The sequence below is a fragment of the Streptomyces sp. NPDC048211 genome, assembly GCF_043202315.1.
Classification (GTDB): domain Bacteria; phylum Actinomycetota; class Actinomycetes; order Streptomycetales; family Streptomycetaceae; genus Streptomyces.
The window spans coordinates 413634-435196 of the sequence record NZ_JBIDAD010000005.1 but is presented as its reverse complement, the minus strand read 5'-3'; the positions used below and the strand labels follow the sequence as shown (position 1 = coordinate 435196).

General features: G+C 72.5%; 18 protein-coding genes. 6 read left to right on the top strand and 12 right to left on the bottom strand.

All coding sequences use genetic code 11. The annotated features are described in order from the left end of the window. Positions 1-5: 5 nt before the first annotated feature. From ACGFZA_RS21500 to ACGFZA_RS21480, 5 genes are read right to left on the bottom strand one after another with little or no spacing between them, the layout of a single operon-like run. On the bottom strand, positions 6-1265 hold the full coding sequence (locus ACGFZA_RS21500) for an MFS transporter (protein WP_393681117.1): 1260 nt from the start codon (positions 1263-1265) through the stop codon (positions 6-8). Continuing rightward, positions 1262-2407, bottom strand: coding sequence for an enolase C-terminal domain-like protein (locus ACGFZA_RS21495; protein ID WP_385273914.1), 1146 nt, complete (start codon positions 2405-2407; stop codon positions 1262-1264). Before ACGFZA_RS21495 ends, ACGFZA_RS21500 begins: the two co-directional genes overlap by 4 nt. Beyond that, positions 2404-3600 carry a PLP-dependent cysteine synthase family protein gene (locus tag ACGFZA_RS21490; RefSeq protein WP_393681115.1) on the bottom strand — a complete coding sequence of 399 codons (1197 nt, stop codon included), beginning with the start codon at positions 3598-3600 and terminating at the stop codon, positions 2404-2406. Before ACGFZA_RS21490 ends, ACGFZA_RS21495 begins: the two co-directional genes overlap by 4 nt. Further along, entirely contained in the window at positions 3597-4430 is an 834-nt protein-coding gene (locus tag ACGFZA_RS21485; protein WP_393681113.1) for a hypothetical protein, read from the bottom strand. Before ACGFZA_RS21485 ends, ACGFZA_RS21490 begins: the two co-directional genes overlap by 4 nt. Further along, positions 4427-5683 (bottom strand): ATP-grasp domain-containing protein, encoded by a 1257-nt coding sequence (locus ACGFZA_RS21480; RefSeq protein WP_393681111.1) that lies wholly within the window; start codon positions 5681-5683, stop codon positions 4427-4429. Before ACGFZA_RS21480 ends, ACGFZA_RS21485 begins: the two co-directional genes overlap by 4 nt. 304 nt (positions 5684-5987) lie before the next feature. Between ACGFZA_RS21480 and ACGFZA_RS21475 the strand changes: the two genes are divergently transcribed. From ACGFZA_RS21475 to ACGFZA_RS21465, 3 genes are all read left to right on the top strand, one after another. Then, entirely contained in the window at positions 5988-7280 is a 1293-nt protein-coding gene (locus ACGFZA_RS21475) for a phosphoribosyltransferase family protein (protein WP_393681109.1), read from the top strand. Between the two features lie 274 nt (positions 7281-7554). Then, positions 7555-8619 (top strand): tetratricopeptide repeat protein, encoded by a 1065-nt coding sequence (locus ACGFZA_RS21470; protein ID WP_393681107.1) that lies wholly within the window; start codon positions 7555-7557, stop codon positions 8617-8619. Further along, on the top strand, positions 8616-9665 hold the full coding sequence (locus tag ACGFZA_RS21465; RefSeq protein WP_393681105.1) for a polyprenyl synthetase family protein: 1050 nt from the start codon (positions 8616-8618) through the stop codon (positions 9663-9665). Before ACGFZA_RS21470 ends, ACGFZA_RS21465 begins: the two co-directional genes overlap by 4 nt. A 67-nt stretch (positions 9666-9732) precedes the next feature. Here ACGFZA_RS21465 and ACGFZA_RS21460 read toward each other — a convergent pair whose 3' ends face one another. Beyond that, entirely contained in the window at positions 9733-10164 is a 432-nt protein-coding gene (locus tag ACGFZA_RS21460; RefSeq protein ID WP_385273935.1) for a DUF2000 family protein, read from the bottom strand. A gap of 114 nt (positions 10165-10278) precedes the next feature. Between ACGFZA_RS21460 and ACGFZA_RS21455 the strand changes: the two genes are divergently transcribed. Together ACGFZA_RS21455 and ACGFZA_RS21450 are read left to right on the top strand one after the other, a co-directional pair. After that, positions 10279-11097 (top strand): AraC family transcriptional regulator, encoded by an 819-nt coding sequence (locus tag ACGFZA_RS21455; RefSeq protein WP_385273938.1) that lies wholly within the window; start codon positions 10279-10281, stop codon positions 11095-11097. 322 nt (positions 11098-11419) lie between these two features. Next, complete coding sequence (locus ACGFZA_RS21450; RefSeq protein ID WP_393681101.1) at positions 11420-12373, top strand: nitroreductase/quinone reductase family protein; 954 nt, start codon at positions 11420-11422, stop codon at positions 12371-12373. Positions 12374-12541: 168 nt separating this feature from the next. On the opposite strand, the gene ACGFZA_RS21445 is transcribed toward ACGFZA_RS21450, so the two are convergent. The 4 genes from ACGFZA_RS21445 to ACGFZA_RS21430 all read right to left on the bottom strand — a co-directional run bounded on the left by ACGFZA_RS21445 (position 12542) and on the right by ACGFZA_RS21430 (position 16164). Next, positions 12542-13051 (bottom strand): DUF664 domain-containing protein, encoded by a 510-nt coding sequence (locus ACGFZA_RS21445; RefSeq protein WP_393681099.1) that lies wholly within the window; start codon positions 13049-13051, stop codon positions 12542-12544. 107 nt (positions 13052-13158) lie between these two features. Beyond that, complete coding sequence (locus ACGFZA_RS21440) at positions 13159-15330, bottom strand: discoidin domain-containing protein (RefSeq protein WP_385273947.1); 2172 nt, start codon at positions 15328-15330, stop codon at positions 13159-13161. A 180-nt stretch (positions 15331-15510) separates the two neighbouring features. After that, positions 15511-15834, bottom strand: a complete 324-nt coding sequence (locus ACGFZA_RS21435; protein ID WP_385273950.1) for a YkvA family protein — start codon at positions 15832-15834, stop codon at positions 15511-15513. 75 nt (positions 15835-15909) lie between these two features. Next, the gene (locus ACGFZA_RS21430; protein ID WP_385273953.1) at positions 15910-16164 is read right to left on the bottom strand and encodes a WhiB family transcriptional regulator; all 255 of its coding nucleotides are present in this window, start codon (positions 16162-16164) and stop codon (positions 15910-15912) included. 212 nt (positions 16165-16376) lie between these two features. Here ACGFZA_RS21430 and ACGFZA_RS21425 point away from each other — a divergent pair, with 212 nt between their 5' ends. Then, complete coding sequence (locus tag ACGFZA_RS21425) at positions 16377-18434, top strand: SpoIIE family protein phosphatase (RefSeq protein WP_393681355.1); 2058 nt, start codon at positions 16377-16379, stop codon at positions 18432-18434. Between the two features lie 11 nt (positions 18435-18445). On the opposite strand, the gene ACGFZA_RS21420 is transcribed toward ACGFZA_RS21425, so the two are convergent. Both ACGFZA_RS21420 and metE read right to left on the bottom strand, forming a co-directional pair. Then, the gene (locus ACGFZA_RS21420) at positions 18446-18910 is read right to left on the bottom strand and encodes a hypothetical protein (protein WP_385273956.1); all 465 of its coding nucleotides are present in this window, start codon (positions 18908-18910) and stop codon (positions 18446-18448) included. A 213-nt stretch (positions 18911-19123) separates the two neighbouring features. Beyond that, the gene (gene metE, locus ACGFZA_RS21415; RefSeq protein ID WP_385273958.1) at positions 19124-21451 is read right to left on the bottom strand and encodes a 5-methyltetrahydropteroyltriglutamate--homocysteine S-methyltransferase; all 2328 of its coding nucleotides are present in this window, start codon (positions 21449-21451) and stop codon (positions 19124-19126) included. Positions 21452-21563: the final 112 nt, after the last annotated feature.

Here is a 21563-nt window from a genome sequence, read left to right as displayed (position 1 = left end):
TCTCCTCAGGCATGGGCGGAAAGGGGGACCGGCCGGCGGGGCAGCGCTCCGCGGCGGTGCAGCCGGGTGATCCCCGCTGCCGAGACGAGACCGAGCACGAGACAGCAGGCCCAGGGCAGCCAGCCGGCGCCGATGCGCTGCCCGGTGTCCATCGCCCACCCGACGGCGGCGTTGCCGAGGGCGGCGGCGATGCCGGAGACGACGTAGAAGACTCCGAAGTACGTGCCGGTGAGGCCGCCCCTGCCGAATTCTGGGATCAGTTCCATCACGAACGGCTGGGCGACCATGAGTCCGGTCTGGAGCAGCAGCGCGCCGGCCAGAACGGGGACCGCGCGCAGCACGGCCTGGCTCGGGGCGGCGTCCGGCGGGGCACCGGACGTCACCAGCATGGGCGGCAGGAACGCCGCGGCCATCAGGGCGAGGCCCGCTGCGATCCACGTCGACCGGCTGCCCCTCCGCTTCAGCGCGCGGGTGATGCGGAGCTGGAACGCGAGTCCGGCGAGCGTCCCCACCAGGAAGACCGGACCCGCCGCGCCGTCCCACCCGGTGGCCCGGCGCGCGCCGTCGGGGAGCAGCAGATAGAGCTGGCTCTCCAGCGCCACCATGGAGACCATCGCGCAGGCGAAGGCCATGAAGGGGCGGTTGGCGGCCACTTCCCGCCAGTCCGCGAACACACCGTTCGTCGTGCGGGCGACGCGGCCGGGCGGCAGCACCAGGGCCTGGGCGACAGTCAGCACGGCGAAGATCCCGGCCGCCGTGAGAGCGGCCGCCCGGAAGTCGGCCAGGAGCAGGACGCTGCCGAGGAGGGGCCCGACGAGGGCTCCCGTCGTCGCGAAGACGTTGAAGAGCGCGAACGCCTCGGCCTTGCGCTCCCCCGCCTCCTGAGCGAGATGGGCGCGGACGGCGGGGTTGAACAGGGCGCCTGCCATTCCGCTGAGCACGGAGGCGGCGAGCAGGACCACGATCCCGTCGCCGAGTGCGAAGAGCGCGAAGCCGGCTGTCCGCAGCGCGCATCCGGCGATGATCACCCGGCGGGCTCCCAGCCGGTCCGAGGCCGATCCCCCGATGACGAACAGCCCCTGCTGACTGAGGCTGCGCACCCCGAGCACGGTGCCGACGACGGCGGCGGACATGCCGAGGTCCTCGCTGAGATGCACGGCCAGGTAGGGGATGAGCAGGTAGAAGCCGGTGTTGACCCCGAGCTGGTTGACGAGCAGGAGGCGCACGGCCGGGGGCAGGGCGGCTATCTCGCGCCAGATGCTCACGACCACGCCTCCGGCCCGTGGCAGCGTTCGCGGACGGCGCCGTCCGCCACGAGGCGCGACCGGCGCCCGTCGAACGGCGTGCGCGGGCGTACGCCCAGCCCCGGATGGCTGCTCGCCCGCACGGTGCCGTCGGTTCCACCGATCCCCGTCCACGGGTCGTGGGCGAGCAGCAGATGCCCGTCCAGGTCGGCCCACCGAGCACGGTCCGCGAGATGCACGGCCGGGGCGATGCCGAGTGAACTGGCGGTGAGACAGCCGAGCATGAGACCGGTGCCGCTGCCGGCGATCAGCGCGGCAATGCGCAGGGCAGCGCTCACGCCGCCGCACTTGGCGAGTTTGACGTTGATGCCGTGGACCCGCCCGGCGAGCCGCCGGGCGTCCTCGATGCCCACGGCGTCCTCGTCGGCGATCACAGGCAGGGGCGAGCGTGCGGCAAGTCGGGCCAGTGCCTCGGGGTCGCCCGGGGCGACGGGCTGTTCGACGGCCTCGACGCCGAGCTCGGCGAACCGGCCGAGGAGGGCGGGCGCCGCTGTGCCGCTCCAGCCTCCGTTGGGGTCCAGGAGCAGCCGTACGTCCGGGGCTGTGGCGCGCACGGCGCGCACGCATGCGACGTCGTCCTCCGGGTCGGGCGAGCCGGCCTTGACCTTGATGACAGTGAACCCTTGCTCCGCAAGCCGGGCGGCGAGGGCGGCGGCACGGCGGGGAGAGGTGATCCCGATGGTCCTGGCGGTCGCGGCCACGGGCGCGGTCACGGTGCCGAGGAGCCGGTGCACCGGCACGCCGGCGCGCTTGCCGACGAGATCGAGCAGCGCCGACTCGACGGCGGCCGTCACCGCCGGGGGCGCCCCCGCAGCGATCGGCCCGCCGGTGCGCCCGAGGTCGTCGGAGGCCTGCCCGGACAGGGTGGCCAGGGCCGTCTCCGGGTCGGGGAACCGGGCGAGACTCCGGCCGCACCGGTCGAGCCAGTGGATGACGGTCGAGGTGTCGAGGCCGTAGTACACGCTGGTGACGGTTTCGCCGTGGCCGTGCAGCCCCTGATGCTCGATGGACAGCCGGACCGCGTCACGGGCGGTCGTGGTGGAACGGGAGATCCGCAGCGGCTCGGCCAGCCGCAGCCCGACGGTGCGCCGGCCGGCCCTCATCGGGACTCCTCCGGTCCGTACGGCAGTCGGACGGTGTACGGGCGGGCGCGCGGCGGAGTGATTCCTGCGGGCACGCGGGCCGCCGTCGCTCCCCCGGGCCCACGGGACACCGGCTGCCGCACGGGTCCGCGGTCCTCGCGGCGCCCGGCGACAGCGCGGCAGCGCGTCCAGCCGGTCGCCTCCGCGGCCCGTGGATGGCGGATCTCCACCGGACGGGTGGCCGCGGTCTCCGGGCCCAGCCCGTGCAGGGCGTTGAATCCGTCGTCGAAGATGCTGCCGAGATAGCGGTGCGGCCCGTCGGGAAAGACGGTCGCGACGATGGCGCCCGGGTGGACGCGGGCCGCCCAGGCGGCGACGAGCGCGACCGCGCCGGTGCTCCAGCCACCGCTCACGAAGTTGTCCCGGGCCAGCCGCTGGCAGCTGTCCGCGGCCTCCGCGGGTCCGACCCAGTGGACCTCGTCGAACTGGTCGTGGGCCACGTTGCGTGGATGGATGCTGCTGCCCAGGCCGCGCATCAGGCGGGGCCTGGCCGGCTGCCCGAAGATCGTCGAGCCGGTCGCGTCGACGCCGATCAGCCGCAGTCCGGGCCACCGCCGGCGCAGCGGCCCGACCACGCCCGCGCTGTGCCCGCCGGTTCCGACGCTGCACACCAGGACGTCCACATGGTCGAGGCGGCCGGTGATCTCGGCCGCGAGCGACGCGTAACCGGCGGTGTTGTCCGGGTTGTTGTACTGGTCGGGCCAGTAGGCGCCCGGCAGTTCGGCGAGCAGGTCCCGGAGCCTGGCCAGCCGGGCGGCCTGCCAGCCTCCCTCGGGGGCCGGACGGTCCACGAGTTCCAGCCTGGCGCCGTGGGCGTGCAGGAGACCGCGCATCGACGGTTCCAGCTCGGTGTCGCCGACCAGCACGACCGGATGGCCGAGCGCCTGGCCGGCGAAGGCGAGTCCGATGCCGAGGGTGCCGGAGGTGGACTCCACCACCGGGGCGCCGGGGCGCAGTTCGCCGCGCTGCTCGGCGCCCAGCAGCATGGACACGGCGGCGCGGGCCTTCATCCCGCCCACGGCGAAGCCTTCGAGCTTCGCCCAGAATCCGGGGTGCGGGAAGGGCAGATCGGCGGTGATGCGGGCGAGCGGGGTGCCGCCGACGAGCCCGAGGAGTTCCCGGTTGCCTGCGGGGCGCAGGAGTGCGGTGGTCACAGGACGCCTCCGTAGCGGTAAAGGGTTCCGGCGCCGCCGTCGAGCCAGAAGAAGGGGTATGGCTCCGCGGACACGGCGGTGACTCCGGCGCCGATGAGCCGGGGAAGTACGGCGCTGCCGGTCTGGGCGAAGACGACGAGGGGCTTGCCGTGCCGCAGGGCGTGCTCGCGCAGCGGTTCGAAGCTGCCGTTGCCCAGCGTCATCCCGGAGGCCAGGATCGCGTCGCAGTGCTCCTGTTGGGCCGGCGCGTCGCCGCGTACCGGCTCGCCCCACTCCGTCGTACCGCCCTTGAGGTCGCACGGCACGTAGGCGAGGCCTCGCTCCCGCAGCGCCTCCAGCAGCGAGTTGACCACCCCGACGACGAGCACGGTGGAGCCCGGCGGGGTGTGGAGCAGACCGACGACGGCCCGGGCCCGCGCCCGGGACCGCTCCAGCGAGTCACCGGCGGGAAGCGGCCACGGCCGGGCGCCGGATCCGGGGCCGTGGGGCAGCGCGTCCATCAGGTACGCGTCGAGTGCGGCGACCCGGACCGGGAGCAGCCGGTGGCCGAGCAGTGCGGCCACATCCGCGCCGACGCAGTCGTCGACGACCCCGGCGGGCAGCTCCCCCGGCTCGACCGCGCAGGAGCCGACCGCCGCGCCGAGACGCAGGCTGAGCACCTCGTTGCGGTATCCGCTCCCGCGGCCCGGGTGTCGTACGGACTGGCGGGTGGTGAAGGCCATGGCGATGCGGCGGGTTCGCGGGTCGGGCCCGAAGCGGCCGGCCAGGACTCCGGCGACGAGACCCTCGTAGGAGGCAACGGCGGGAACGGTACGTGCGGGAGCGGTCATCGGTTCACCAGCCGGGGGCGCAGCCGGGCAAGGAGCGCCTCGGCGCCGGCCCGGGCGCCCGGACCTCCGGCGTCGCCGGTCATGACGTGGCCCAGGTAGGCGTTGTTGCTGTTCGCCGCGCCGACGCGGGTGCCGGGTTGCGCGGTGCTGAGTTCCAGGACGTCGGCCGCCTCGCCCACCTCGTCGACGCCCTCGACCCTCTCCAGCACTCCTGCGGCCCCGGGCACCAGGAAGGCGATGGCCGCGCTGCGGAGTCCGGTGGATCGTGGCCGCAGGTCCGGTGCGCACCCGAGAGCCACGTTCACGCAGGCGGCGGCGAGGTCGATGCCCGTGACATGGCGGACCAGTTCGGTGATGCGGTTGCCGGCCGGGCGGGGGTTGACCTCGACCACGCGCGGGCCGTCCGGGGTCAGCTTGACCTCGGTGTGTGCCACCAGGGCGTCGAGACCGAGCGCCTCGACGGCCCGCACGGCGGTCTCCCGCGCCGCGTGGTCGTCCTCGTCGGTGAGTGCCGCCGGGAACATGTGGCCGGTCTCCACGAAGGCCGGTGCTCCGCCGGTGCTCTTGTCCGTCACCCCGACCACCTGGGTCCGGCCGGCGAACGTCACCGTCTCCACGCTGACTTCGGGTCCGTGGAGGAACTCTTCGAGCAGCACCACCGGCGCGCGGGCCTGGCCTCGCGCGTTGACGGGGAAGTCCATGAGCGCCCGGTGGGCCTCGTCGAGGGCGGCCTCGTCGTCGACGCGCCGCACGAACATCCCGGCGCACAGGTCCACGGGTTTGAGGACCAGCGGCAGGCCGGTCTCCCGGGCGGCGCGGACCGTCTCGGCGTGATCCCGGCAGACGGCGAACCGCGGTCCGGGCACCCCCGCTTCGGCGAGGACCCGCCGGGTGAGGTCCTTCCGGCACGCGTTCTCCACGGCGGCGGGTGCGGGCCCCGGCAGGTTCAGCCGGGCGGCGATCCTTGCGGCGGCCGGGAGGTAGTAGTCGCAGGACGTGATCACTCCGTCGAACCGCAGGGACGCGTGGGCCCGTTCGGCGAACGGCAGCAGCAGCGCCTCGTCGTTGGTGTCGGCCGTCAGCACGTGACGGGCCGAGAGCAGCGGGTGCGCGACGCCTTCGGGTGCGGCACGCAGGTAGTGGTGCAGGTCGCGGGTGAGGAAGGTGAACTCGTGCCCCCCTTCCCGGATCGCCCGTGGCAGAAGCCTGCTCATCGATCCGACCCAGCTCTCGACCATCAGCAGATGTGCCACGACTACCCCTCTTCGCCATGCAGTTCAGGACTCGGGCAGGCGGCAGCACCCGTCCGGGGACTCGCGCCTGACTCGCCACACGTTATCGACAATAGTTTTCATTGTCATCTAGCGTGGGATGCTCCCCCGGCCTCCGGACCGCCGGCACATCGCACGGCGGGCAGCCCCTGACGCGCCGCTCCGGCTCGGATCACGGCGGCCGGAGGACCCCCGGCGGTTGCGGGCCCGCGGCGCACGGTGTTGATTCGGAGTAGGTGTACGGGCGGGCCGCCGGCTCGCTTCCCTGACCCGGGGGTGATCCCCTGTGCTGTTCACCGACCGTGCCGACGCCGGACAACGGCTGGCCGCGGCACTCCGTCCGTTGGCGTCGAGCGATCCCGTCGTCCTGGGACTGCCGCGTGGCGGTGTACCTGTCGCTTTCCGGGTCGCCGAGGAGCTGGGCGCCGCCCTCGATGTGATCGTGGTGCGCAAACTCGGCGTCCCGTACCACCCGGAGCTGGGGTTCGGCGCCATCGGCGAGGGCGGCGTACGGGTCATCAGCGAGGACATCGTGCGCCGCGGCGGGGTGTCGCAGGCGGATGTCGCCGCAGTCGAAGGGGCGGAGGAGGCAGAGCTGCTGCGGCGGGCACGGGCGTTCCGGGGCGACCGGCCCCGCATTCCGCTGACGGGGCGCACGGTGATCGTCGTCGACGACGGCATCGCGACCGGGGCGACCGCCCTGGCCGCGTGCGAGGTGGCCCGCGCCCAGGGTGCGGCGCGCGTGGTGCTGGCCGTTCCGGTGGCGCCGCCGGACGCCGCCGAACGGCTGCGCGGCGAGGTCGACGAGCTGGTGTGCCTGTCGACGCCGCACGGCTTCTCCGCCGTGGGCGAGTGGTACCGGGACTTCGGCCAGACCCCGGACGGCGAAGTCGTCTCGCTGCTGGCCCGGGCAGCGGGAACGGACTCAACCGGGACCACCGTCGAGGTGGCGGTGGAAGCGGGTGGTGTCGTCCTGCCGGGTGAGCTGGGCGGCCCCGGGGACGCCGGAGCGCTCGTCGTCTTCGCGCACGGCTCCGGCAGCAGCCGGCACAGCCCGCGCAACCGTTCGGTGGCGGCCGCTCTGAACCGGGCCGGCCTCGGCACCCTGCTCTTCGACCTCCTCACCCCCGCCGAGGAGGCCGACCGCGCCAACGTCTTCGACATCGCGACTCTGGCCGGGCGGCTGGTCGACACCACCGCGTGGGTGCGGCGGCGCGCCAACGTGCCCGTCGGCGTGTTCGGGGCCAGCACCGGCGCCGCGGCGGCGCTGCGGGCCGCCGCGGCCGTCGGCACGGAACGCGGCGCGGGGATCGGCGCGGTCGTCTCCCGGGGCGGCCGGCCCGACCTCGCGGGCGACTGCCTCGGTGACGTACGGGCCCCGACCCTGCTCATCGTGGGCGGCGACGACACCCACGTACTGGAGCTGAACCGGCAGGCCCAGGCGCGACTGCGCTGCGAGAACCGGCTCGACGTCATCGCCGGCGCGACGCACCTCTTCGAGGAGCCGGGCACTCTGGACGAGGTCGCCGAGCTGGCCCGGGAGTGGTTCACCGGCCATCTGGGCGTGCGACCCGGCTGACGCACGGCCGGCCTCCCACCTGTCCGTACTCCACGCGGCACAGGGCGGCGCACACGATGCCGGAATCGGCTCCCCCAGGGTTTCCCCGATCACGAAGCAACCCTCCACGCGCATCTGCCGTCTTGATCCACAACAACGCGGCACGCCGCACACAACCGACTTCGTCCCACCCCCACGAGCGCAGGGGTCCGAGCACCGCGCATCTATACGCACAATGTATACACAGGGCGCATAGAAGTGGCCGGGCCGTCCCGTTCGCGCGCGAAAGGCTCCCATGCACAGCAAAGCACTGGCGCCCGAGTACCAGGGCGCCCTCACCAAGATGTCCGTGAACGCATCCCTCACGGACGTACTGGCCGAGGGCATACGCCACTTGAAGGAGGCCGAACTCGCCGGCTCCCCGCAGGAAGTGGCCCGCACCGGGCTCGCGGTGGCCGAGGCGCACCGCAGACTGGGCCACGTGCAGGAAGCCGACCGCGCATGGAAGGCCAGCTACCGGGCCGCCCGGTCGGCCGGTGACGCGGGCGCCATGGCCTGGGCCCTGTGGAGCGGCGGAACACTCGCCCGGCAGCGCGGCGGGCTGCGGCTCGCGTTCCGTCTGCTGCGACTGGCCGCGGACATGGGGAAGACCGGCGGGGATGTGGTCGCACGCGGCTACTCGCTGGCCGGTCTCGCGGAGACCGGCCGGATCCAGGGCGACTACCGGACCGTCGCCGCCCTGCACGAGCAGCTCCTCGCCGAGGCACGCGCCCGCGGCGAGGCCCGCCACACCGTCTGGGCCCTGGAGGGCATCGCCCAGATCCACCGCAACACCGGGTCCTTCGACACCGCGCTGGAGATGTTCGAGGAGGCGGCCCAGATCGCCGGGGACGCGGACGACCGGCGCGGCCGGGCCTGGGCGCTGCGCGGGATGGCCGACATCGTCTCCGTACGGGACAACGACCCGGAGCGCGCACTCGGCCTGCTCTCCGAGGCCGAACTCACCTGCCGTGCGATGAAGTTGTCGAGCGCCCTCGCCTACAACCACAAGATGCGCGCCAATGTCCTCTACCGTGCCGGACGGTACGAGGAGTCCCGGGAGGTCTACGAGGAGGCACTGGGAGAGTTCCGCGCGATGACGGAGCCCCGGGGCGAGGCGCTGGCACGGCTCGGACTGGTGAAGTCCCTGGCCCGGCTGGGCCGCGACCGTGCCGAGACCGCGGCGGAACTGGACGTGCTGCGCGGCACACTCGACCGGATCGGACTGCTCAACGCCCGCGACATGGTCGACAAGGCGTACGCGGAGTTGGGTGTGACCCCGGCCGACGGTGCGGCGGCCGCAGCGGACGGTCAGCGATGACGCCGCCCCTGGCCCAGCGGACCGACGCACCCCGCGTACTCGCGCGATGCCGCGAGCTCGTCCGTCCGGCGCTCGGCCGGGCGGTCCGGCGGCTGCACCCGTGGCATGCCGAGATCACCGCGTTCTCCCTCGGCTGGGACGGGCCCGACGGCCGTGCCACCCCCGGTGCGCAGGGCAAGGGCGTGCGGCAGGCCCTTGCCGTCCTCGGTGCGGAGGCCGTCGGCGCGCAGGCGGAGAGCGCGGTCCTCGGCGCGGTCGCGGTCGAGCTGATCCACACGTTCTCCCTGCTCCACGACGACATCATGGACGGCGACGAGACCCGCAGGCAGCGGGCCACCGCGTGGAAGGCCTACGGGACCGGGCCCGCGGTCCTCGCCGGGGACGCGCTCTTCGCCCAGGCCGTGCAGACGCTGGCCGGGGCTCCCGGCGGCGTCTGCGTTCCGGCCGTCCGGCTGCTGGCGGGCACGCTCGACGACCTGGTGCGCGGCCAGGCCGACGACCTGCTGTTCGAGTCGCGGCCCTGGACCGGGCCCGATGCCGTGCGGCCGCACGAGTACCGGCTGATGGCCGAGCAGAAGACCGGCGCGCTGCTGGGCTGCGCGGCCGGTCTGGGTGCCGTCCTCGGCGGCGCCGGGCGCTCGGAGAGCGATGCCCTCACGGCGGCGGGGCGCCACCTCGGTGTGGCGTTCCAGGCCGTGGACGACGTGCTCGGGATCTGGGGCGACCCGGCGGTCACCGGCAAGCCGGTGCACAGCGATCTGCGCCGCCGGAAGAAGACGTACCCCGTCCTCGCCGCCCTGGCCGCCGGCGGCCCTGCCGCTCTGCGGCTGGGTGCGCTGCTGCGCACCGGAGAAGCGCTGGACGACCACGCCGTCCGGCGGGCGGCCGGGCTGATCGAGGAGGCCGGCGGCCGCGCGGAGGCCCTGGCCGAGGCGGACCGGCATCTGGAGAGTGCACGCGCCTGCCTGGAAAGCGTGGACCTGGCCCCGGTCCCCCTTGCCGACCTGCTCTCCCTGCTGCCGTACTTCGTCGAACGCACCGTGTGACACACCTGTCGGCCGACGGGCCTCCGCCCGCCGGCCGCCACGGTGTCCCACACGCGGGCAGCCGTGCTCAGGGATGCATGGACGCACCCTTCATGATCTTGTCCACGGCGTTGCGGGGTCCGTACACGGCCAGCCCGACCAGATCCATGCCGTCCCGCCGCACCGCACGGACAGCGGCCCGGTTGTCCCGGTCGTTGCCCGTCGCGAAGAGGTCGGAGGTGAAGACGGACAGGGTGACGCCCCGGCCGACCGCGCGGGTGTGCGCCGTGGTCAGCAGTTCCTTCGGGCCTTCGAAGACCATGACCGGCTGCCGGAACATCGGCAGGTAGGGAGTGTCGTCGGCGTCGGTGTACGGCTCGCCGATCACTTCGGGAACGGCCGTACCGAGCCCACTGACCAGGAAGGCCGTCACGTTCAGCCGCTGCCAGTTCTCCAGGTCCTCCCTGAGCAGTACGGCGATCTTGGTGTCGAAGCGGACGGGGGCGAGTTCGTCTGTCATGGTCACGAGCCTGCCGGGCCGTGCGCCGCCCCGTCTTGTACGAACTTTGCACGGCCCCCCTCCCCGGCACCCCGGCCGGACCGGCGGCACCGCCGTCGGGCGTACGATCGGCTCATGGCTGCACGTCCGGACATCACCGCGTGGCGTCCGGACGTGGCGGGAATCGAAGAGGTCTTCCACGCCCGGTTCACCGACCACACCTACCCGATGCACACGCACGACGCCTGGACGCTGCTCCTCGTGGACGAGGGCATGGTCCGCTACGACCTGGACCACCACGAGCACGGAGTCCTCACCGATGTGGTGACACTGCTGCCACCGCACGTTCCGCACAACGGTGGCGCTGCCACCGCAGCGGGATTCCGCAAGCGCGTGCTGTACCTCGACGTCGCTCAGGTCGACGAATCCCTCGTCGGCATGGCGGTGGACCGGCCCGTCCTGCACGATCCCGCTCTGCGCCGCCGGATCGACCGCCTCCACACGACGCTCGCCGGACCGGGTGACGAACTGGAGGCGGCGAGCCGTCTCGCTCTCGTCGCCGAACGCCTCGACCAGCATCTGCGCAGTCGTCCGGAGCCCGTGCGATACGTCCACGACCGCAGGATCGCGCACCGGCTGCGGGACCTGCTCGACGAACGGTTCGTGGAAGGCATCGCGCTCCAGGAGGCGGCGCTGCGGCTGCACGCCCATCACGCGCATCTGGTGCGGGCCTTCAGCCGCGAGTTCGGAATGGCACCGCACCAGTACGTGACGGGGCGCCGCGTCGATCTCGCCCGCCGGCTGCTGCTCCAGGGGCTGCCGGCGTCGGAGGTGGCGAGCGCGGTGGGGTTCTACGACCAGTCCCATCTGACGCGCCACTTCAAGCGCGTCGTGGGGACCGGTCCGGGCCACTACGCCCGCACGCGCGGTGCGCCCCGTCCGCCGGCCGCATAACGGAACCCGGATCCGGTGCCGAGGCCGGCCCCGGCACCGGACCCAACTCCGGCCCGCCGGATCGCGGTTGCCCGTACCCCGTGACATTGCTCGATCGGCGGGGACGATGTTACGTTGCCTTTGAGCCCCGTATGGGCCTACGCATGGAGGTAGCGGCTACTCAGCCATTACAGAGATCGGCATGGTCCGTCTCTCGCAGCTCGTCCATCCCTTTCCTGGGATTACTGCGCCCATATTCACTGCGTAAGCATGCGGGGTACTTCTGTGTCGATTTCCGGTGGCGTGGCCCTCCTTCGCGGTCGATCGACGCGGAAGGCAACGCATGAGCAAGGAACAGGCCGAGGCCTGGGAAGCACGCACCGAGACCTGGGCAGGCGTCGACGTCAATGAGTTCCAGCGTCAGGTCATCTCCGAGTTCCGGGCGAACAGCGGCAAGATGAGCGGCATGTTCGAGGGCTGGAAACTGGCCGTGCTGACAACCGTCGGAGCCAGGAGCGGCCTGCACAGGGAGAGCATCCTGGGGTATCTCGAATTCGACGGGAAAGGGATCGTCGTCGCGTCCGCGAATGGCGCCGACAAGCATCCCGCGTGGTACCACAACATCCGCAGGAACCCGATCGTGACGGTCGAGACGGGCACCGACACCTACCGGGCGATCGCCGCCACCCCGCCGGGCCGGGAGCGGGACACGCTCTTCGACCGGGTGATCGCCGAGGCGCCGGGGTACGCCGGCCACCAGGCCAGGACGACCCGGGCCATCCCGGTCGTCGTACTGCACCGGATCGGTCCCCGGCCCGGCGAGGAGCGGGTCAAGGGCATGGGCGACTGGATCGTCGAGGTGCACGACTGGCTGCGCCAGGAGCTCAGGACGCTCCGCACCCAGGCGGACCGGATGATCGAGGGAGGCACAGACCCGATCGACCGGACGCGGCCGGACCTCGCCCAGCAGATGCGCGCCCACTGCCGCGACTTCTGCGGAGCGCTGACGAAGCATCACGGCGGCGAGGACATGGCCGTGTTCCCGATGCTCGCCAAGCAGTTCCCGGCCCTCGCCCCGGCACTGGCACAGCTCGGCGAGGAGCACACGGTGGTGGCGCGGCTGCAGGACGACATCCAGCGGCTCGTCGACGGCTTCGTACCCGGCGAAACCGATCCCGTGCGGCTGCGCGCCGACCTGGAGCAGCTGGCGGAACGGCTGGAGTCCCACTTCGGATACGAGGAGGAGACGATCGTGACGGCCCTCAACGCCACCGCCCCGGCTCCCGGCTTCGGCTGACCGTGCGCCGGCGCCCCCGGGCCGGTTCCCTCCTCGGCCCGGGGGTGTCCGTTGTCGTCCGGCGATGAGGATGCACCGGCCCGTCGGACGCGGCGGGGCGACCGTGGCGGCACGCTCCCGCCGCGTCTCTCGGACCGGCCGCCCCGCCGCGTCCGGGCAGGTCCGGTCCTACCGGCGTTCCAGGCAGCCGCGCACGAAGGCCGCCTGCCCGGCGTGCTGGAGGTCGTCCGACAGGACGCTGACCAGCCGGACGCCGAGGGTGACGGGCGGTGACCACGCCTCGTCGACGATACGGTCGAGCGCCTTGCCGTCGAGTCCCCGGATGAAGCCGGCCGACCGTTCGTACACGGCGTCGTGGTAGCCGAGCAGCAGGTCGGCGGAGTCCACCCGGACGGTGCCGACCTGTTTGCTGCTGTGTCCGTAGCCGGTCGCGCCCTTGGCGACGGGGAGATCGAAACGTGTGGCCCAGTCCTCGGTGAACCAGACCTGCTCGGACCCCGCCGCGTCCGCGAGGTGGTCGTCCTGGACGCGGGTCAGGTGCCAGACCAGCCAGGCGATCGAGTTCGCCCCGTCGTCGAGGCGGGCGTTGAGGTCGTCCGGTTCGAGACCCTCGACGGCGGCGTGCACGGTCTCCCTGATGCGGGTGTATCCATCGGTCAGGATGTCTGCGACGTTCATGTCCTCACCTTGGCCGCTGCCCCGCCCGTGCCCCGCCATCGACACGCACCGCGGCGGACCGCGCCGGTGAGGGGGCCACCCCCGCCCTCACCGGCGCTGCCCCTCGGTCAGGTGTAGATGCCGAGCTCCCACAGGGAGTAGCCCCAACCCGTGCCCCGTTGCGTGAGGTTGAGCTTCACGTAGCGGGCGGTCTGCGCGAGGTCGATGTCGTCGGCGTCGCCATTGCCGCTGGTGGTGGAGTACACCGAGCGCCAGTTGCTGCCGTCGTCCGAGACCAGAACCTCGTACGCCTTCGCATAGGCCGGGTCCCAGACCAGCTGGAGGTGGCGGAAGGACTTGCGCTCACCGAGGTCGACCTGGATCGACTGCGGGTCGCTCCAGTCACTGGCCCAGCGGGTGTCCATCCTGCCGTCGACCGCCATCGCGGCGGTGCAGGGGCAGCCGGTGCTGCCGGCCTGGGCGGAGCTGGCGGTGGCCGGCCGTCCCAGGGCAAGGTTGGTACCCGTGACCGGGGGCACCACGACCTTCACCGACTTGGTCTCGATACCGGCGTTGCCGTGTCCGTCCTCGGCCTGGATGTAGACCTTCCACACCCCGAGCCGCTCCGGCGCCTTCACCGCGAAGGTGCCGTTGCCCGTGGACCGCCAGGCCGCCTCGACCAGGGCCTTGTCACCGGTCGCGTAGTTGCCGCTCAGATAGATCTTGTACGTCAGCGTGTCGTTGTCCGGGTCACGGACGTCGGCACGCACGGTGAACTCCTTGCCGGCAGGGGCGCCGTTGGCGTTCTGCACGGTCATGTTGCTGATGACCGGCGGGGTGTTGTCCCCGGCCGTGGAGCCCGCGTACGCCTTCTTCAGGGCGTAGTACGAGAGCCTCTTCTTGCCGTCCGGCACCACGTTGAACCACACGCCGCCGAAGTCGTGCTCCGTGCCGTAGTGGAAGAGCGTGGCACCCAGCGCGACGCCCTGGTGGGCGGTGATGCAGTTCCAGGCCTTGGTGTAGCCCTCGGCCTTCTGGACGTCGGTGGGCTCGTCCGGGACGCCGTTGGCGTCGTCGGCCACCTCCCACTCACCGGCCGGGCCGCCCTCGGTGATGATGTAGGGCTTGGTGTAGCCGCCGGCATCCCAGGCGCCGCGGACCCCGCAGATGTCGCCGTAGGAGTTGACCGAGTACAGGTCGAGGTCGGGGGCGTTGCGCTTGTAGTAGGGCCAGGCGCCCGTCCAGGCGTCGGTCGAGGTCACCGGGTGGTTCGGGTCGATGGTGTGGATCTTCTTCGCCACGTCGTTGACGAAGGTGGTGTAGGCGTTGCGCTGCTTCTCCAGTTCGTCACCGCTGTAGCAGTTCTGGAGGCCGAGGACCGACTCGTTGCCGACGTTCCACATGAGGACGCCGGGGTGGTTCTTGTAGGTGTCGACCCACTTGGCGAACTCGGTGAGCGACGACGACTTGTAGGCGTCGTCGGTGAGGTAGTTGACGCACCCTCCGCTGCCCGGACCGCCGCCCGGCTGGAGCCAGAAACCGCTGACGACCCGGATGCCGTTGGCCGCGGCCTCGTCCAGCAGCGGCTTCGAGGAACCGTCGGTACCCCAGGTACGGATCGTGTTGACGCCCATCGACTTCAGGTCCGGCAGATAGCGCGCCGCATCGGCAACGGACGGGCCCCAGGTCAGGCCCTTGACCTGGTAGGGCTTGCCGTCGACGGTCAGCTGCCAGTTGCCCTGCGATCCGGTGACGCGGACGGCGCCGCCCGTGCCGGGAGGCGTGCCGGTGGTGCCGCCGTACACCTGGAACTCCCACAGGGAGTAGCCGTAGCCGCCGGCGCGGGCGGTGCCGTACATGCGGACGTACCGGCCCGACCCGGAGACGGCGAGGTCGTCCGTGCCGCCGTCGCCGTCGGTCACGGTCTTCAGGGTGCGCCAGTCCGATCCGTTGTCGGACGCCTGGATCTGGTAGGCCTTGCCGTAGGCGGACTCCCAGGTCAGTACGACCCTGCTGAGGTCGGCGGTGGCGCCCAGGTCCACCTGGATCCACTGCGGGTCGCGCCATTCACTGGCCCAGCGGGTGCCGCTCAGATTTCCGTCCACGGCGGCGGAGGCCGCGTAGCCGTCCCCCTCCTGGGATGAGGCGGTGGCGCTCTTTCCTTGCGAGAGGAGCGACTCCGCGGCTCGCGCGGGGGGCGCCGTCAGCATCACGAGCGACGACGCGAGAAGGGCGAGAAGAGTGATCAACAGCGTGCCCGGACGCGGTCTCGCGGGCAGGGCTGCGCAAGCTCTGTGCACATTCTCTCCTGGCAGAAGAGTGCGGGATCAATGTCCCTAAACGAATGGGAGAGCGCTCTCCCAGGAGAGTGACGTGTGCCCGTTCCGGTGTCAACGAGCGGGACGGGATCGATTCCACGGGGTCGCGCGAACGCCCGGAATCCGGACCTCGCTCCCCCGCCTGCGGTGCGGCCCGCTGCCTTACGGCACCAGGCTCCGGGACTCCACCGGCTGCTCCCGGCGCCTGCCCGTCCCCACCCCGGCCGCCCGTGCGGCGGAGTGCAGGGAACGCAGGGCGAGCAGCAGGAAGCCGATGTCGTCGAGGTAGACGGGGTCCGGCAGCAGGTCGACGGGCGACACGGTGTAGAGCACCGCCGCCCAGAACAGCGCCTTGCTGTGCAGCGGGATCCCGGCGTCGGTCAGCAGTTTCCGGGCCCGCAGGACCCGCACCAGAAGGACGGCCGCGACGCCCATGGTGAGCAGCACGAGAACCGCGGCGATGACGATCCAGGTCGTGGTGTCCATATCTCACGTGTACCCGCAGGACGTGGAATCACCAAGCGGAAGCGCGGTCCACCCGGTGTGACGATGCCCTCGCGGTCAGCCCTGTTCCTTGGTCCGCCTGCGCGAGCGGCGCTTCAGCGCGCGGCGCTCGACCTCGTCGAGGCCACCCCACACACCGGCGTCCTGGCCGTTCTCCAGGGCCCACCGCAGGCATTCCTCCCGTACGGGACAGCCTCGGCACACCCCCTTGGCGTCCTCGGTCTGCACCAGCGCCGGCCCGGTGCTTCCGATGGGGAAGAACAGGTCGGGGTCCTCGTCGCGGCAGGCCGCGTGTGTGCGCCAGTTCTCCATGGGATCTCACTCTCCTGACGGTCGTGTGGGTGCGTTCGGCTCCGTACGCTGCGGGTGACCGCCTTCGGGCTTTCGAAACCCCCTGCGGCACACGCTCCGCGGCCGTCGAAGCTGCGGGGGCAGTGGCTCCGGGGCGACCATGGGAGACAGCGGGCCTGCGTCCGGGCGCGGTGACGGCATGGGAAGGATGGTCCGTGGGCGGCACTGATGACATGCGGACCGGCTGGGGAGACGCCCGCCGGGAGGGTGTGCACCGCTCCCCCGAGGGGGGTCTGCTGGACGTCCTCGGGGTCGCCGCGATGGTGCTGGACACCGAGGGGCGCATCGTGCTGTGGAGTCCGCAGGCGGAGCAGCTGCTCGGTTACGCGCCCGACGAGGCGCTGGGCCGGTTCGCCGCCCAGGTGCTGGTCGACGAGGAACACTTCGAGCTGGTGCTGAGGCTGTTCGCGGAGGTGATGAGCAGCGGAGAAGTGTGGGCGGGCGTCTTTCCCGTACGGCACAAGAACGGCACCGCCAGGCTCCTGGAGTTCCGCAACATGCGGCTTCAGGACGACCGCGGTGACTTCTACGCGCTGGGGCTGGCCGCGGACGGGGCGACGCTGCGCGAGGTCGAACGCGGCCTGGCCCTGTCCGTGCGCCTGGTCGACCAGTCACCGATCGGCCTGGCGGTCCTGGACAGCGACCTGCGCTGTCTGGCCGCCAATCCCGCGGTGGAGGAGTTGGACGGGCTGACTTCCACCGAGCACCTGGGCCGCCGGGTGGGCGAGGTGCTGCCGTTCCTGGGCTCCGATGTCATCGAGGCGGCGATGCGTGAGGTCCTCGCGAGCGGTGTACCGCAGGTGTCGCACGAGGTGGCGGGCCGTACCCCGGCCGATCCGGAAACCGACCGTGCCTGGAGGGTGTCGCTGTACCGGCTGGACGATTCCGGCGGCCGGGTGCTCGGGATCGCCGTATCGCTCATCGATGTGACCGACCGCTACCGGGCGGCTGCCGAGGCGGAACGCGCCCGGCACCGCCTGGCGCTGATCGCCGACGCCTCGGTCCGGATCGGCACCACGCTGGATCTGGAGCAGACGGCCCGGGAGCTGGCGGAGGTCACGGTGCCGGAGCTCGCCGACGTGGCCGCGGTCGATGTCCTGGACAGTGTGCTGAAGGGCCGCCCCGGCGTGACCGAGGGGCCGCTCCTCATCCAGGCGCTGGCGATCGTCGCCGCGCGGCCGAACCCCGTCGTGGAGGCGGCCGATCCGCCGGGCCACGCCGCGCAGTACGGTGCCGACCGGCTGATCACCCGGTGTGTGCGGACGGCCCGGCCGGTCCGGGAGCCGTACCTCGACGCGGGGATACTCTCGCGCATCGCCCGCGACAGCCGCTCGGCCGCGCTGCTCGCCCGTGCGGGGGCGCACTCCTACCTGGCGGTGCCGCTGATCGCCCGGGGCGAGGTCCTGGGCGCGATCGACCTCATCCGGACGGACAATCCGCTGCCGTTCACCGAGGACGACGAGGTGCTGGCGTGCGAGCTGGCTGCCCGTGCGGCCATCGGGATCGACAACGCGCGGCTGTACCGGCAGCAGCGGGAGGTTGCGCTGACCCTCCAGCGCAGCATGCTGCCGCGCGACCACCACGATCCGGTGGGTCTGGAAGTGGCGTCCCGCTACCAGCCGGCCGCTTCGCGGTACGAGGTCGGCGGGGACTGGTTCGACGTCACCGGGCTCCGGCACGGGCGGACCGCGCTGGTGGTGGGTGATGTGATGGGCAGCGGCATCAACGCGGCCACCACCATGGGGCGGCTGCGTACCGCCACCCAGACGCTGTCCAGGCTCGGCCTGCAGCCCGCCGAGGTGCTGGGGCACCTCGACGAGATCACCGCCGATCTGGACCCGCCGTTCGCCACCTGCCTGTACGCGGTGTACGACCCGGCCGCCGGGCTGTGCCGGATGAGTACCGCGGGCCACCTTCCGCCGGTGCTGATCCCCAGGGGCGGGGCGCCGCGTCTGCTCGAACTGCCGGCCGGGGCGCCGCTCGGTGTGGGCGGCGTGCCGTTCAGCGACGTCACCGTGCCGCTCGCGCCCGGCGACCGGCTCGTGCTGTACACGGACGGCCTGGTGGAGACCCGGAACACCGACATCGACGGCCGGCTGGACGTCCTGCTCGGGCTGTTGCGCGATCCGGATCCGTCGCTGGAGGAGTCCTGCGACCGCTTGCTGCGCGAGCTGCGCGACCCCCGGGGCCATGACGACGTGGCGCTGCTGGTGGCCCGGGTGCGTGACTGAGACCGGCTGGGTCAGCGTGCGCGACCGCGGTGCCGGCGACAACGGTGCGAAGCCGCGCTTCCCCGGTGCGGGCCCGCCCCGAGGAAGCCCAGGCCGATGCCGAACATCCAGGAGTCCTTGGCCAGCGGTACGCCGTCCTGGCTCGGACGCAGGCTGCCGGGTTCACGCATCCCGGGTACTCGCAGGTACAGGCCGAGCAGGCCGCCCGAGAATCCGGTGAGGGCCAGCCCGGCGAGCCTGGTCGGCACGAAGGGGACCAGCAGAGTGCTGCCGACCGCGATCTCCGACCAGGCGAGCAACCGGGTGAACCGGTCGGGCTCGATCTTCTTGAGGAAGGGGTAGGCCGTGCAGGCCATGCCGTGCAACCCCTGCTGGGTCGCTTCGTCGGCCTTGAGCTTGCCCAGGCCGGAGTTGAGGATGAACGCGCCGGTGGCGATGCGCGGCGGGATGTCGCGCGGTTCGGGCAGCGGGAACATGAGGGTCCTCCACGGTTCGGGTCGATGGCCCCTGATCGACCATAGCCAGCGGAGGTCCGGGCCGCGCGCAGAGAATGCCGGCCGGGGCCGCGTCCCGCGCGGCCCCCTCTTCCCACCGGACCGCCCGCCCGGAGGCCGGGGCCTGCCCGGAGGCCTGCCTGCGGGCCGGGACCGGGGTCCGCCGGGTGGCGGTTGCCCCGGCCCCGGCACCGGTCAGGCGGTACCGCCGGTGGACACCTCCGCCCGGACCGTGCGAGCCGCCGCGACGAGGTTCACCAGCGAGGCGCGGGTCTCCGGCCAGCCCCGGGTCTTGAGCCCGCAGTCGGGGTTGGCCCACAGCCGGTCCACGCCCAGGGCGTCGAGTCCGGTACGCAGCAGGGCGGCCGCCTCCTCGGCGCTCGGCACCCGCGGCGAGTGGATGTCGTAGACACCGGGTCCCGCCTCGCGCGGGTAGCCGTGATCGGCGAGCTCCCGGGCGACCTCCATGTGGGAGCGGGCCGCTTCCAGGCTGATGACGTCGGCGTCGAGGTCGTCGATGGCGCGGATGATGTCGCCGAACTCGGCGTAGCACATGTGGGTATGGATCTGGGTCTGTGGCCGTACGCCGCCCGTGGTCAGGCGGAACGCCTCGGTGGCCCACGCCAGGTAGGCGGCGTGTTCGGCAGCCCGCAGCGGCAGGGTCTCGCGCAGGGCGGGTTCGTCGACCTGGATGACCGAGGTGCCGCCCGCCTCCAGGTCGGCTACCTCGTCGCGGAGGGCCAGGGCCACCTGGCGGGCGGTCTCGGCGAGCGGCTGGTCGTCGCGGACGAACGACCAGGCGAGCATGGTGACGGGCCCGGTGAGCATGCCCTTGACGGGGCGCGTGGTCAGGGACTGCGCGTACGAGGTCCAGCGGACGGTCATCGGGTCCGGCCGTGAGATGTCGCCGGCCAGCACCGGAGGGCGGACATAGCGGGTGCCGTAGGACTGGACCCAGCCGTGCCGGGTGGCGAGGTAGCCGGTGAGCTGCTCGGCGAAGTACTGGACCATGTCGTTGCGTTCGGGCTCACCGTGCACCAGGACGTCGAGTCCGGTCTCCTCCTGGAAGGAGATCACCTCCCGGATCTCGGCCTCGATCCGCTTGTCGTAGCCGGGGCCGTCGAGCCGGCCGGCCCGCAGGTCGGCCCGCGCGGTGCGCAGGTCGTCCGTCTGCGGAAAGGATCCGATCGTGGTGGTCGGCAGCAGGGGGAGCCCGAGATGCGCACGCTGGAGACCGGTCCGCTCGGCGTACGGCTGCGAGCGGCGCCCGTCCGCGTCGGTGACGGCGGCGGCGCGGGCCCGCACGGCCGGGTCGCGGGTCAGCGTGGACCCTGCGCGGGAGGCCAGGGCCGCCCGGTTCGTGGCGAGTTCGGCCGCGACGGCACCCGTGCCCCGGGTGAGACCGCGGGCGAGGACGGCCAGTTCGGCGGTCTTCTGGCGGGCGAAGGCGAGCCATCGCCCGATCCGGGGGTCGATGCCGCGCTCGGCATCGGCGTCCAGGGGGACGTGCAGCAGTGAGCAGGAGGCCGAGACGTCGACCCGGCCGGCGAGACCGAGCAGGGTTCCCAGCGTCGCGAGTGACTTCTCCAGGTCGTTGATCCAGATATTGCGGCCGCTGACGACGCCCGCGACCAGCCGCTTGCCCGGCAGCCCGCCGGCGGCTGCGAGATCGGCGAGGTTGGCGGCGCCGGATTCGGTGAAGTCGAGGGCCAGTCCCTCGACCGGAGTCCGGGCCAGGACGGGCAGGGCGGTGCCGAGGCGCCCGAAGTAGGAGGCGACCAAGAGCTTCGGCCGGTCGTCCGACCCGCCCAGCCGGTCGTAGGCGCGGGCGACGGCGTCCAGCTCCGCCGGCGTGCGGTCCTGGACGAGGGCGGGCTCGTCGAGCTGCGCCCAAGCGGCTCCCGCCGCCCTGAGGTCGGCGAGTACCTCGGCGTACACGGGCAGCAGCCGGTCCAGGAGGGACAGCGGGTCGAAGTCCGCTGGGGCGCCGGGGGCCGCCTTGGCCAGCAGGAGGTAGGTGACGGGGCCGACGAGGACGGGCCGGCCCGTCATGCCGAGGCGGGCGGCTTCGCGGAACTCGGCGACCTGCTTGCCGGAGTCGGCGGTGAACACCGTTTCGGGGCCCAGTTCGGGGACCAGGTAGTGGTAGTTGGTGTCGAACCACTTGGTCATCTCCAGCGGGGCCGCCTCCCGGCTGCCGCGGGCCATCGCGAAGTACCCGTCCAGGGGATCGGCCTCCACGGCGGTCCGGTGGCGGTCCGGGATCGCACCGACCATGACGCTGGTGTCCAGGACGTGGTCGTAGAGGGAGAAGTCACCGGTGGGGAGTTCACCGATTCCGGCGGCCGCGAGTTCCTCCCAGTTCGCCCGGCGCAGGGCGGCGGCCGACTCCCGGAGGGATTCGGCGGTGACGCCGCCCTTCCAGTAGCCCTCGACGGCTTTCTTCAGTTCGCGGTGATGGCCCTGGCGGGGGTAGCCGAACACGGTGGCCGCTGCCGTCGCCGTGGTGGGTTCGGATGTCACGTAGCTCTCCTTCGCGAGCGTGTCTCCTGCGGATCCCGGATCGGGTCGAGGGCGCGAAGGGGTGACGGACCGGGCGGATCGCCGCACCGTCCCGGTGCCCGTCCACCCGCTG